Source organism: Pontibacter sp. YIM B11418 (genome assembly GCF_059278805.1).
Window position 1 is genome coordinate 237491 of record NZ_JCAEMH010000005.1, and the last position, 12689, is coordinate 250179.

Genomic DNA, 12689 nt, shown 5'->3' on the forward strand with positions numbered 1-12689 from the left:
AATAGGCTTATCTTCGTTAATACGAGACAAACTTAAATAAAAGTTTAGATTTACTTATACTTACTTTTTAGATTACTCTAAAAACATAATTTCTTTATCGTTGTTTAGGTAACATACTCGTTGCAAGTTTTTGGTAGTGAAAGGCTTGCGGAATTAACTTTGAAAAAACTCGAAACATTTGAGAAGTACCGAAACCTTATGCATAGCTACCAATGTTGGTTTAAAACCAAAGTGCATAAAGTTTTGAGGATGTCGGTGCCCTCAAGCTTAAGTTTCGCATTTAATGTTTGGACTATTTCTGGGGTATAGCTAAATTTATACCTTCATAAAGAATAGTTATATTACAATATTTAGCCAGGGAGTTTATGAGTGTAGAGATAAAGGGACTATCCAAAGCGTATGGCAACAAACATGTATTGCAATCGCTAGACATAACAATAGAACAAGGCCGATGCTACTGCCTGCTCGGCAAAAACGGAGTTGGCAAAAGTACCTTTCTCAACAGCATTCTCGATCTCATAAAGCCTGACTCGGGCACTATTTCGCTCTTTGGCAAAGACTACTTGAGTAACCCGCTTGAGGTAAAGCAGGATCTGGGCGCTCTTTGCGAAGACAATCCCCTGATTGAAGAATTTACGGGCCTGGAGTACCTCAACTTTGTGGCAAAACTGTATAAGTTGCCCGAAGACGAAGCGCAACAGCGCATCAACAGCCTGACCAATTACTTTTTTACGGAACGTGAGTCGCTACATAAAAATATTGCGGGCTACTCTACCGGCATGAAAAAGAAAGTAGGCATTGTAGCCGCTATTCTGCACAAACCACGCGTGCTTATCTTGGACGAACCCTTCACGGGCCTCGACCCCATCGCGGCGCAACTGCTGGTGAAACTGATCCGCAACTACAGCACGCCAAGCCGTGTGGTACTTATCTCGTCGCATGACCTGAACTATGTAGAGCGTGTTGCCACGCACATCGGGGTGCTCAACGACGGACAGTTGATGTACAACGGATCGGTGCAGGAGTTCACCATGAACGGTGAGGCGCTGATCGACCAGGCCTTGTTCCAGTTGCTGCTACCGCACCACACCGCTGCCGACGCCGACATCGACTGGATGCTTAACTAGTGAAGAGTTAAAAGTTATCTAACTCATAGCTCTCAACTTTCAGCTTTTACCAAAAAAATGGATCTGATTTTATATTCCTGCAAGGCGAGACTAAACAGCTATTTCCGGCACAAGAAAATGCAACGGGTACTCCTGCTCGCGTTGGGCATTGTGCTGTCGGCTTTCTATGCCTGGCTGATTACATTTCTGCTACAGCAGGCCCGTGAAGGCGGCCTGAATATGGATGTCAGCCAGATGCTGGGCTACACCAACCTGCTGCTGCTGTCGTTTACGATATTGCGCGGTTTCTTCCCGGCCTATATCCCGAAAGCGGATTTTATTAACCGTATTTACCCCATTAAACCGCTCAAGCGCTTCTGGACCGAACTGATCGTGGAGTTGGTATCACCCTTCTACTTTGTGCTGCTCAACTTTCTGTTGTTGCTCTGCATGATGTCACCTGACTATACCTTGTTGCACCTGGCGCAGAGCTTTCTGGTGTTTCTGACAGCGCATATTACGAGGCGGTCGCTGCAGGTGTTTATTGAGCGGCGCATCAACTGGCGCGGCAGCGCTTTTTGGGGAGCCGTGGTTATGGTGGGCGCCTTTATAGCCTTGGAGGCCCGTGCGCCTATGTTTGAGCCAGTGACTTCTGTGATGATGCTGGTAGTGCACCTGGCTTCGCTTGCCTGTTTCCTGCTCGCGAACTACCTGCTGGAGCAGGCGGCCTACGAGCCGAAGCGCCGCACCGTGAACTACAGCAACGATGCCCGCCGCAGCCTGGGCTGGCGCCTTTTCAAAAACCATAAAATGGCGAAGCAACTGCTCCTGTTCGGGCTGGGCTTTAAGGTGCTCATGCTCGGCATCGACGCGACGGTATATTCGGCCAAGGGCATCCACATGCTCGACAAGAACGTATCGCTCTGGCTCTTTGTGGGTCCGCTCGTGATCTATACCTATGTATTCAACAATGTGTGGGGCTTTTATAAAAACCTGTGGCTGACAACAGAGCGTGCCACCGGAAGCTACAAAGAATTTCTGAAGGCCAGCCTGCTGCCGCTGCGCATGCCCATTCTGATAGACGCGGCCATTGTGGTGCTGTATGTGGCTTTCTTTAACCACGAGCAGGCTACCTTTATTTTGCTGATGTACAGCGCCGCCGTACTTGTGTTGACTCCCATTGGTATCATTGCTTCGTTCACCAGCCCTAAAATGGTGAAAGGCGGCATCCTGAGCTTCAGTGCCAAAACCTCATACCTGTACAGTTTCATTTCCATCCTGCTGCTGGGTTTGCTGTTTTTGCCCTTGCTGCACCCCATGCTGTACATGGTGTACCCGGTCGTGATTGCCCTGACCGTTTTTGCTATGGTAGCGGTACTGCAGGAGTACAAGCAATACAAGTACAAGCTGTTTGAAACGCTTTATAAAACCGAATAAACCGCACATCGAACTAAGTGTGTAGCAATATTGTCATTGCAATAGCCTGACACACCCCACGGGCAAACAATATCAGATGGAATTCGATTACGACAAATTTTTAGCTGAACTGCAGGCAAAGGAGCTTTCTAAAGAAGAGGCTGCTCAAGCGGTTTACCAGGAGATTCGGGATGCTGAAAATCAGAAGGCTGGCTTTCTGGACCAGGCCACCGAAAATCCGGATTTTTTCACTTACATCGGTAGCCAGGTAGACAGCTACATTACGTACCTGAAAGTGCTGCACAACGAGTTTGCACCACAGGGGGATAGTGCTCCCGATGAACAGGTATACCGTCCTGACATGGATGTAATTAACCGCACTTTGGAATTGGTGCAGTACCTGGAAAAGGTGGAGCAAGACAAGTTGGGAACAAAGGAAATAACCACCCAAAAGACCAATCTGAATATGACGAGTGCCGATATTTGAATACCTTATAGGAACAAAAAAAGAAAGGCTTCTTACGAAACGTAAGAAGCCTTTCTTTTTTTTAAGTGATCCCGCTGGGATTCGAACCCAGGACCCATACATTAAAAGTGTATTGCTCTACCAGCTGAGCTACAGAATCAGTACTATATATTCCCCGTGTTGGGAGTGCAAAAGTAGACCTTTTTCTTTAATTCCCAAAGCCTACTCTCTTTATTCATTCTACTTACGGTAAATGTATACAACGCTGGTGTTTCATTTTGGTTTAATCTTCCTAAGCATCAAGCAATTACCGGCCAGTTAAAAAAATGTCTTTACAGCAAAATAAAGCGCGTCATACCGTATAAAATCTTTTCAGGACTTGTATCACTGGTTAAGCAGGCAGCAGTTCACTCAAGTCAAACACATCTACTTCTACTTTTGCCCGCAGCTCCAGGTTCAGGAACATCCGGTTGGCTTTTGGTGTGATGTCGTGCACCCGCACCTCCTCTACTGCACCGGTAAGCTTCAGGCCTTTCAGTTCCATACCTGTTTCCAGCATACCGTTTGCCTTTGTCAGTTCACCACCAATTAATTCGGCCAGATTTACTCTTGCCATCTGGATTATTTGGTTGTAGGCCACCTTGTTGACCAACACCTCGAGTGAAGAATTATAAAAGCGGCTGGAAGTCTGGGCCTGCATGTTGAATCTGTGGATGTATACATGCTGCGTGGCATTGTCGTATCCCGGCGTTGCCTGCACGTACAGGTCCACGTTGTCGCGCTTGAGGATGGTCCGTAAAATCCGGATCCTGACTCTCAGAATAATGTCACCTGTACCGGAGCTGCTGCCGGCCAGCCCGACATCCAGGATCTGCGCGTATGGAGTTGCATCCGTATCTTCTGAGGGCTTGGGTATGTATTCGCCTACCAATTGCTTCCTGAGCACACTCTCCAAAGCAGGGTAAGAAATAGTAACCGGCACCTGAATTTTGACAAAGTTTTCCATATATAGACTTTAGGTAAACAAAGGCATTTAAACTCAAAAATGCTCAAAGGGTTTGAGTTGGTTGCAAACCGTAGAAATAAAAAGAGCCCCAAACCCAGGTTTGAGGCTCTTTGGAAGTGATGCCAATGGGATCGTTAAAAACCCATTAAGCTTTATAAATCAACGATCTAACTTTAGATATACTAATCTGGTCTCGAATAGGCTACCTCACATCCGAGACTTAAAGTTAAGATTAATTCCTTAAAACCAAATAACTCGCTTGAGCACCACTCGATAAGTTGGGCATCCACAGACAGAATCATTTGCCCTTAACCATCAATTGACCGTTATCGTGCCTTTCATAACGGGGTGAAAACTGCAATAGTAACTAGCGCTGGTTTTCATAACTTTCTTCCATGAGCTTTTGGCTGCCAGAGGCGGCGACTTCCACGTCTTGCCGGATGCTTCAGTCACGTCGTGGGTAACCATATCAAGGTTTATGAAAACCACCGTATCCCTGGGCTGCACGCTCAGATTGGAAGGGCTGAACTTCATCCTCACAATCTCTACGCGGTGCGTTTTAGTTGCAGGCCTTTCTTGTAAGGTGGAGAATCCCGTCAGCAGAAGCAGCGCGCACGGAAGCAGTACCTTATGCATTGCCACCAACATAGGGTTCATCATTTTTTGGACATTTTTTGTTGAATCATTTTTGCATGCTCCAGGTGTGCCTCCAGGGCCGGCACCACAGACGTCAGTAAATCCTTCAACTCTGCATTCTCTGTCTCCGGAATCAGGAGATCTTTTACCGCAGAAATAACGGCAGTATGGTAAGCCACTTCATTGTCTATATAAGCCTTGTCGAAAGCCTTTCCTGACTTAGCGCGCAGTTGCTCTTTGGTTTTCTCCGCGTCGGCCTTCAACTGCTTGCTGACCGCATTGTCCTTAGGAGTTACGGATAGCTTTTCCGTCAGCGCGACCGCCTGATCGATTACGGCTTGATGGTCATTAGCCATGGTCCGGGCAAATTCTAATACCTGGGTATCCTTAGACTTCTCTTTGGCAATAGCGGCAAAATCAATGTCAATCTGATTGGCCGTCACGGCTGCCGAAGCTACCTCCGCATCCGACAGAGTCGGGTTCCCCTGCGCCAGCACCGTGGACCCCAAGGCGAACACGCTAAGTAAAAGTGCCATGGCCTTAATGGTAATCTTCTCAAAACGTTTCATATTTTCTGATTTAAAAGTGATTAGATAATCATTGGAGTAGCTGGCTCGTAATAAGTTACAAAAGTGATCATCGAATTTTAGGACCGTGCAGGAAAGTGCCCATGTTGTAACCTATACCTGCCATGGGCACTCTAAAACTTAAAAGAACCCATGGGACTACCAAGAGGCAAAATCGTGGCGATAGGCGGCAATGAGGACAAAGGCACCTTGCCCTCGCCTACCGAAGTGCACCTGCGTGATCAGGTGCGCTTTTTTGAGACTGGTATCCTGAAGCGCATTCATGATGAGCTTCACGGAATCGGCACCCGCATCGAGGTCATCACCACAGCCTCGCATATACCGGAAGAGATGGCCCAGGCCTACTTTGATGGTTTCCTGCTGTTGGGCTGCGACAACGTGGGTGCCTTGCACCTGCAAACAAAAGAAGACATAACCAGACCGGAGAACCTGGAGCGGTTGCGGAAAACAGATGCCGTCATGTTCACAGGAGGCGATCAGCGCAGGATTACGGAGGTTTTTGCAGACTCTCAGGCGTTGAAGATCTTACAGGAAAGATATTGGCAGGAGGAAAAATTCCTGATCTCGGGGACCAGCGCAGGGGCTATGGCCATGGCCGAAATCATGATTCTGGGCGCAGCAGAACAAAGTGTGTTGGTGAAAGGGGCCGTCGAGCTAGGCAACGGGTTGGGGTTCCTGAAAAATGTGATGATCGACACCCACTTTGTGAACCGTCGCCGCATTCCCAGAATGATTGAAAGCCTGGCCGCCCACCCGACCCTGATTGGGGTGGGGCTGGGAGAAGACACTGCGGTACTCATCACAGATGGGAGTTGCCTGGAGACCATTGGCTCGGGTTTGGTGGTGCTGTTTGACGGCAGGCACTTAAAGGAAAATAACTATGGTCACCTGGCGCACGACGAACCGATCTGCCTGGAGAATATAATCATGCATGTACTGCCCAAAGGAAAGAAGTTCGAGATACAATCCGGCCTTCTCATTTAAAAGCTTCGCACACTTCATTGCTTCTGCTTTAGCCGCAATAAGTACTTAGCTGCGAATTTGTAACCAATGGCTTCCCTTCTTACTCTAAATCAAAAAAGCATTCATTTTATAAGACAACTATTTATAAGTGGGCGTGGTATTCTGGTATACATCTGATACAGTACCAATTACACTCACTTACAATCTTAATAATCATGCATAAAACAGAAGCCGTGGTCAGCTATGCACCGGACAGCGAAATTGTCTCGAAGATAAAGGCTGGTGAAAAAGACCTGTTTGAAGTCCTGATCAGGCGCCACAACGGAGCGCTTTACAAAGTGGGTCGTTCTTTTGGGCTTTTGCATGATGACGTGCAGGATCTGATGCAGGAGGCTCACATTGCAGCCTACCTGAATCTGGAGAAGTTTGAGTCTCGCGCCGCCTATAAAACCTGGCTGATCAGAATAATGCTTAACAAGTGCTATCACTGGACCATGGAAAAAGCACATAAATCCAAATCCGACTTCTCGGAGGTCAGCCATACCGGAGAGGTAAATTTCACGGAGAAGAATACGTCCTCTGACGGGCATAGAGAAGTGCTGAACCGTGAGCTTGGTCGGGTGCTGGAGGAGTGCATTGAACAGCTTGCCCCGGAGTACCGCACTGTGTTTGTATTGCGTGAGTTGGAGGGCCTTAATGTGAATGAGACGGCTGAAGTGATGAGCATCACAGAGGCTAATGTGAAAGTGCGTCTGAACAGAGCGAAAAGCATGCTGCGCAAGAAGTTGGAGAGTTGGTATCCGAAGGCGGCAGTGTATGAGTTCAACCTCATCTACTGCGACCAGGTAGTAGAGCGGGTTTTCCAGAGAATCTGAAGACAGTGCCCGTTTAGCAGGCTCGGACGGATGGGGGAGTAAACTGCAAGGTGAGCAGTCGTTTTATCACTGAAATTGATCCTTATACTTATACTTTTACCACTCATCCATGGAGACACAATCTTTTTGGGAGGCCACTACTCCCCAGCGACCTGTTTACCCTACCCTGGAGGGTGACCTTCAGGTAGACGTAGCCATTATTGGCGGCGGCATAACCGGCATTACCGCAGCGCACCAACTTACCAAGGCGGGCAAGCGTGTGGCGGTGTTGGAGGCACGCAGAGTGGGAGGCGGCACCACTGGTTGGTCTACCGGCAACCTGTATGTACCCGTGGGCCCCTATCTTCATCACATTGCCAAAACCAGAAGTCAGGAGGTGGCCAGCACGGTTGTGCAGGCAAGATTCACTGCCCTGAATTTTATTGAGCAGCACACTAAAAAGTACAACATCGACTGCCATTTCGCGCGGCGGCCGTGGTACTTCTTCACGCAGGAGGAAGACATGGCGTCTACCATTGAGAAGGAGGCCGAGACACTGCAACAGGCAGGTATGGCTGCTGAATTTGTGACGCAGGTACCAGGTCTCAGTTTTGACAGCGTTAAACGGGCTGTCCGTATGGATGGACAAGCGCGTTTCCACCCCTTGCGGTATGTGTTGGGGTTGGCAAAGGCAACCACTCAAATGGGCGGGCAGATCTATGAGCACACCACTGTGCTGGACCTGAAGGAGGAAGAAGACCACTGCCTGCTGACGACAACACAAGGTACGGTGACCTGCAACCAACTGATCATTGCCACACACATTCCCATTGGTATCCATACAGTGCAAACCGTGGCCGCTCCTTATCGAAGTTATGTAGTAGCCATGCGCCTGAAATCGGGCGCTTATCCGGATGCCTACTACTGGCATAATGACAAGACCCACCACGCCATTACCACTCACAGCACCAGCTCCATGGAACTGGACATGCTGATGATAGCCGGTAATCACCATAAAACCGGACAGGCTTCGCACCAGGAGTATCAGCATTATTTCAACGAACTCGAAGCCTATGCCCGACAGCACTTTGATGTGGCTTCGGTGGAGTTCAGGTGGTCAGCCCAGCATTATCGCTCAGGTGATGGGGTGCCTTATATCGGGCTCACGCACAAAGGGGCGAAGCGAACGTACATTGCCACTGGTTTCTACGCCGATGGTCTCACCTACGGCACGGTGGCCGGCATCCAGTTAGCAGACACGATTGCCGGTGAAGGAAGTCCATGGTTAGAGACTTTTGACGCTACGAGGGGAACTAACCTGTCTACCATCGGAGAGTTTATTAAGGAAAACGCTAACGTTGCGGCTCAATACCTGAAAGACATTCCCGCCGGGCAGGCCAGCCATTTCTCTGACATAGAGCCGGGCGAGGGCAAAACCATAGAGGTGGACTCTGAGAAGCTGGCCGTGTACCGTGACGAGCATAGCCAATTGCATATCTGCTCTGCAGTCTGCACCCACATGAAGTGCATCGTGAACTGGAACAACGCTGAGAAGACCTGGGACTGTCCCTGCCACGGAAGCCGCTTCATGATAGATGGGAGCGTCATTGAGGGACCTGCCATTCTCAATCTGGAACGGAAAGCAATTGATCCCAAAACCGGTCACTTACTTGAGTCAGGTGGCAAAACCTCAGGTGAACGCGAAATCAATAACCCCATCACCTAAACTCTGTCAGTCATGAATTTGATTTATACCGCTATTGGTTTCTTCGCGCTGGCCGCGTTGCTGGGTATGTACCTCCTCACCTTCGTGCTCCGTGGCAAAGAGACTCCGAAGGCCATTGTCTTCTCCCATGGCCCCATGGCGGTCGTCGGACTGGTGCTACTGATCATTTACATTGCCAAAGGAGGCCCTAACCCTTGGGAGAGTCTCGTGCTGTTTGTGCTGGCTGCACTGGGAGGTTTGTACATGGTCTCCCGGGATCTGACAGGTCGCCCTATACCTAAAGTGTTAGCCGTCGGGCATGGGCTGCTGGCGGTGGGTGGCTTTGTGCTGTTGCTGGTTTTCGCGTTCGGGAATTAAACAGGAAAGTGTGGCGCACATGCGCAAGACGCCTGGCATAAATGGGAAATGAGTCTTTTCCACACCCCCGCTATACCTAGGGTCTCTTCATTCTAAAAAAGCAGGCTAAAAAACTTACTGTCATTCTGATAAGAAACTTGGTTGAAACAGAGGTAGAATGAAACAGCCCTGCCGCTATACCTTTCTTCAGGTAACAGAATGTGCCGGTGGGATTCAGACGGCTTTGATGAAACTTGAGATAACTCTTATAATCCCGCCAGGCATAAAAAAAGCCCCATCTGTTAAGATGGAGCTTTCTAATTGTGATCCCGCTGGGATTCGAACCCAGGACCCATACATTAAAAGTGTATTGCTCTACCAGCTGAGCTACAGAATCGGTACTATGTGTTAGTAGGTAAAAAAACGCTTTGCCGAAACAAAGCGTTTGTATTTGTGATCCCGCTGGGATTCGAACCCAGGACCCATACATTAAAAGTGTATTGCTCTACCAGCTGAGCTACAGAATCTTTTACTAACTTGCATTCTCAGGGACGTTTCCCTTAATTGCGTTGCAAAAGTAATAGCTATCTGTTTAAATGCAAAATCTTTGGTTCAAAATCTCTGGTTTTTTGCTCCTTTTTTTGGCGCTAAACACCGAACCAGTTTATAGTCAGACAGATAATAAAGCACTTTCACAAGCTGACTCCCTCTTCAACAGCCTGCAGTATACGGAGGCTTTCACGCTCTACGACTCGTTGTTACAGCACCAACAGGTATACACGCCACAAATGCTTCTCAAAATGGCTTACATCAAGGAAAGCGCGCGCGACTATACCGGGGCCATGTATTACCTGCATCTCTTTTACAAGAAGCAACCCAGCCGTTCGGTCCTCAAAAAGATGGAGGAGCTCGGCCAGACGCACCGCCTGAGCGGCTATGAGTACAACGACCTGCAGTTCTTTAAAACCCAGTTCAGCAAACATTACATGCGGATTCTGGAACTGATGTTGTTGGTCGCCGTGGTGACTGTTACGGTAATGTTCGTGAGCTGGCGCAAAGGGCACCGGTTCAGCCAGACGTTCAAATTGGGGTTTATGCTATACCTGCTCTTTATCCTGTACTACATCAATTTCCTCAACCTCGGTGATGCAGGCATCATTCGAAACGATCAGGTAGCGATCATGTCAGCGCCTTCGGCTGGTGCAACCTGGCTGGCCACCGTCTCGCAGGGACACAAAGTGCCAATCACGGGCGAACAGGATATCTGGTATGAGATTAAGTGGAAGGGCGAGAAAGCTTACGTGCGCAAGCACAATTTGCTGGAGCTGCCTTAGGTTTTGACAAAGGACAAAAGACATTGTGACAAAAGACATTTGAAGCTTTCAAATTACCAAAAAGAGAAGCCCGAAAGCTTCTCTTTTTGGTAATATCGCTGTAGGTCTCTTATCTATTTCTTCAACGGTGAGTCTTTCTCTTTCGCCATCACTTTGTATACCAGTTTATCGGCCAGGCTTGGGAAGAGCTTGTTTACCCATACGGCCATTTTTCCTTGTGTCGTCATCACGAGGTCGCGTTTGCGTTTGATGGTGGCTTGCAGAATACGGTCGGCCACTTCTTCGGCGCTCATCATTTTTTGTTCGTCGCGCGGGGTTTCGCCTTGCTGTTGGCCATCGGCGGCGAGGGCAGTATTGCGGATGTTGGAGGCTGTGAAACCCGGGCAAGCAATCAGCACATGTACACCGGAGTGCAGCAACTCCGTACGGAGCGTTTCCAGGAAGCCGTGCATGGCAAACTTAGAAGCCGAGTAGCCTGTACGGGCCGGTAAACCGCGGTAACCGGCGATTGAGGAAATACCTATGATAGAACCTTTTGCAGCCTGTATATAAGGCAACGCAAACTTGGTGCTGTATACCGTCCCCCAGAAATTGATATCCATTACTTTGCGCAGCACATCCAGGTCCAGGTCCTCGAAAAGGGCACGCATGGAGATACCCGCATTGTTGATGAGGATATCCAGTCCGCCATACCTGCTCACGGTTTCAGATACCATACGCTCGCAGTCGGCCTCTACGCTCACATCCGCGTTGATCGCCAGGTTGTCTATACCTGCCGCTGCCAGTTCCTGCGCAGTCTGGTCGAGGTTCTGTTGGTTACGGCCGGAGTAGGCCACCTTCGCTCCTGCCTTACCGAAAGCAAACACCAGCGCCTTGCCTATACCTGATGTACCACCCGTAACGAGCACTACCTTATTTTTCATCATTGTCAAATCAGCTTATACCTTGCCCACATCGCCTGGCGGACAATTCATTAGTTAGTTTCCCACACTGTGCAGGAATCAGGTACAAAACTACTACTTCTGCGCTAAATATCGTTCAGGAATTCCGGTATAGGCAGATTACGCCTATACCTCAGATTTTGCGTACCTTTGCAGGTATAAAGCAGAAACAAGATGAGTAACTATACCTCACTAAGTGAATTAGGCGAGTTTGGCCTGATCAAGCGCCTGAATGAAAAGATCGAGCTTACGCAGCCATCCACTATCAAAGGCATAGGTGATGATGCCGCCATTCTGGAGCCAGGTGAAAAACAGATCGTCGTGACCAGCGATATGCTGCTGGAGGGAGTGCACTTCGACCTCACTTTCTGTCCACTCAAGCACCTGGGCTATAAAGCAGTGGCGGTGAACGTATCGGATATTGCGGCCATGTTTGCAAAACCTACCCAGATTACGGTGAACATTGCCTTGGGTGCCAAGTATACCGTGGAGGCTGTGGAAGAACTTTATGAAGGTATGCGACTGGCCTGCGAAAACTACAACGTCGACCTCGTGGGTGGCGACACGACCTCATCACGCACCGGTTTAGTGATCAGCATTACAGCGATTGGTGAAGTGGCCAAAGGCGAAGCAGTACTGCGCAACGGAGCTAAAGAAAATGATCTGATCTGCGTGACCGGTGACCTTGGTGCTGCCTACCTCGGACTTCAGATTTTGGAGCGCGAGAAGCAGGCTTTTATGGCCGATCCGGAAATGCAGCCACAACTCGAAGACAGGCAATATATCGTAGGCCGACAGCTTCGCCCGGAGGCCCGCATGGATGTGATCCACGATATGAAGGAGCGCGACATTAAACCAACTGCTATGATCGACGTGTCGGACGGACTAGCCTCGGAGCTGTTCCATATATGTGCGCAGTCCGGTGTAGGTGCTACCATTTACAAAGATAACCTGCCTGTGGATGAGCAGACACTGGAAGCAGCCATGGAATTCAAGCTCGATCCGATCACCTGCATCCTTAACGGCGGCGAAGACTACGAACTGCTTTTCACGGTGCCTATTTCAGATTATGACAAAGTGAAGAATCACCCCGATATCAGCATCATCGGTAAGATCACTGACAAGAGCGAAGGCATCAACCTGGCCAACAAACACGGTCAGTCCTTCCCGCTACAGGCACAGGGCTGGCAGCATTTTTAAGGGCTTTGACCAAAGACATTGAGACAAAGGACAAAAGATTTTCCCTTTGTAGGTATAAACAAAAAAGAGAAGCGGTATCGCTTCTCTTTTTTGTTTTCAGGAATCTCTAAAAAGTCCT

The 12689-nt window shown here is 48.9% G+C and carries 12 protein-coding genes and 3 tRNA genes; 9 read left to right on the top strand and 6 right to left on the bottom strand.

Annotation, left to right across the window (positions count from 1 at the left end; genetic code table 11):
• The first annotated feature begins 365 nt into the window (after window positions 1-365).
• From AC4QZR_RS13885 to AC4QZR_RS13895, 3 genes are all read left to right on the top strand, one after another.
• The gene (locus AC4QZR_RS13885) at window positions 366-1127 is read left to right on the top strand and encodes an ABC transporter ATP-binding protein (RefSeq protein ID WP_494481450.1); all 762 of its coding nucleotides are present in this window, start codon (window positions 366-368) and stop codon (window positions 1125-1127) included.
• Window positions 1128-1184: 57 nt separating this feature from the next.
• A complete protein-coding gene (locus tag AC4QZR_RS13890) occupies window positions 1185-2543 on the top strand; it encodes a hypothetical protein (RefSeq protein ID WP_494481451.1) in 1359 nt (452 codons plus the stop codon).
• 76 nt (window positions 2544-2619) lie between these two features.
• Entirely contained in the window at window positions 2620-3009 is a 390-nt protein-coding gene (locus AC4QZR_RS13895) for a hypothetical protein (protein WP_494481452.1), read from the top strand.
• Window positions 3010-3075: 66 nt separating this feature from the next.
• Here AC4QZR_RS13895 and AC4QZR_RS13900 read toward each other — a convergent pair.
• The 3 genes from AC4QZR_RS13900 to AC4QZR_RS13910 form a co-directional block, all read right to left on the bottom strand.
• Window positions 3076-3148 (bottom strand) — tRNA-Lys (locus AC4QZR_RS13900).
• A gap of 231 nt (window positions 3149-3379) precedes the next feature.
• Window positions 3380-3994, bottom strand: a complete 615-nt coding sequence (locus tag AC4QZR_RS13905) for a DUF4403 family protein (protein WP_494481453.1) — start codon at window positions 3992-3994, stop codon at window positions 3380-3382.
• Window positions 3995-4650: 656 nt separating this feature from the next.
• The gene (locus AC4QZR_RS13910) at window positions 4651-5199 is read right to left on the bottom strand and encodes a DUF4142 domain-containing protein (RefSeq protein WP_494481454.1); all 549 of its coding nucleotides are present in this window, start codon (window positions 5197-5199) and stop codon (window positions 4651-4653) included.
• A 150-nt stretch (window positions 5200-5349) separates the two neighbouring features.
• On the opposite strand from AC4QZR_RS13910, the gene AC4QZR_RS13915 reads away from it, so the two are divergent.
• The 4 genes from AC4QZR_RS13915 to AC4QZR_RS13930 all read left to right on the top strand — a co-directional run bounded on the left by AC4QZR_RS13915 (window position 5350) and on the right by AC4QZR_RS13930 (window position 9117).
• The gene (locus tag AC4QZR_RS13915; RefSeq protein WP_494481455.1) at window positions 5350-6201 is read left to right on the top strand and encodes a cyanophycinase; all 852 of its coding nucleotides are present in this window, start codon (window positions 5350-5352) and stop codon (window positions 6199-6201) included.
• Window positions 6202-6395: 194 nt separating this feature from the next.
• Entirely contained in the window at window positions 6396-7055 is a 660-nt protein-coding gene (locus AC4QZR_RS13920) for a sigma-70 family RNA polymerase sigma factor (protein WP_494481456.1), read from the top strand.
• Between the two features lie 109 nt (window positions 7056-7164).
• Window positions 7165-8760, top strand: a complete 1596-nt coding sequence (locus tag AC4QZR_RS13925; protein WP_494481457.1) for an FAD-dependent oxidoreductase — start codon at window positions 7165-7167, stop codon at window positions 8758-8760.
• A 12-nt stretch (window positions 8761-8772) separates the two neighbouring features.
• A complete protein-coding gene (locus tag AC4QZR_RS13930; protein WP_494481458.1) occupies window positions 8773-9117 on the top strand; it encodes a hypothetical protein in 345 nt (114 codons plus the stop codon).
• Between the two features lie 303 nt (window positions 9118-9420).
• Here AC4QZR_RS13930 and AC4QZR_RS13935 read toward each other — a convergent pair.
• Window positions 9421-9493 (bottom strand) — tRNA-Lys (locus AC4QZR_RS13935).
• A 57-nt stretch (window positions 9494-9550) separates the two neighbouring features.
• Window positions 9551-9623 (bottom strand) — tRNA-Lys (locus AC4QZR_RS13940).
• A 69-nt stretch (window positions 9624-9692) separates the two neighbouring features.
• On the opposite strand from AC4QZR_RS13940, the gene AC4QZR_RS13945 reads away from it, so the two are divergent.
• Window positions 9693-10430, top strand: a complete 738-nt coding sequence (locus tag AC4QZR_RS13945) for an SH3 domain-containing protein (protein ID WP_494481459.1) — start codon at window positions 9693-9695, stop codon at window positions 10428-10430.
• 113 nt (window positions 10431-10543) lie between these two features.
• On the opposite strand, the gene AC4QZR_RS13950 is transcribed toward AC4QZR_RS13945, so the two are convergent.
• The gene (locus AC4QZR_RS13950) at window positions 10544-11353 is read right to left on the bottom strand and encodes an SDR family oxidoreductase (RefSeq protein ID WP_494481651.1); all 810 of its coding nucleotides are present in this window, start codon (window positions 11351-11353) and stop codon (window positions 10544-10546) included.
• Window positions 11354-11545: 192 nt separating this feature from the next.
• Here AC4QZR_RS13950 and thiL point away from each other — a divergent pair, with 192 nt between their 5' ends.
• Window positions 11546-12571, top strand: a complete 1026-nt coding sequence (thiL, locus tag AC4QZR_RS13955; RefSeq protein ID WP_220625894.1) for a thiamine-phosphate kinase — start codon at window positions 11546-11548, stop codon at window positions 12569-12571.
• Window positions 12572-12689 lie beyond the last annotated feature (118 nt).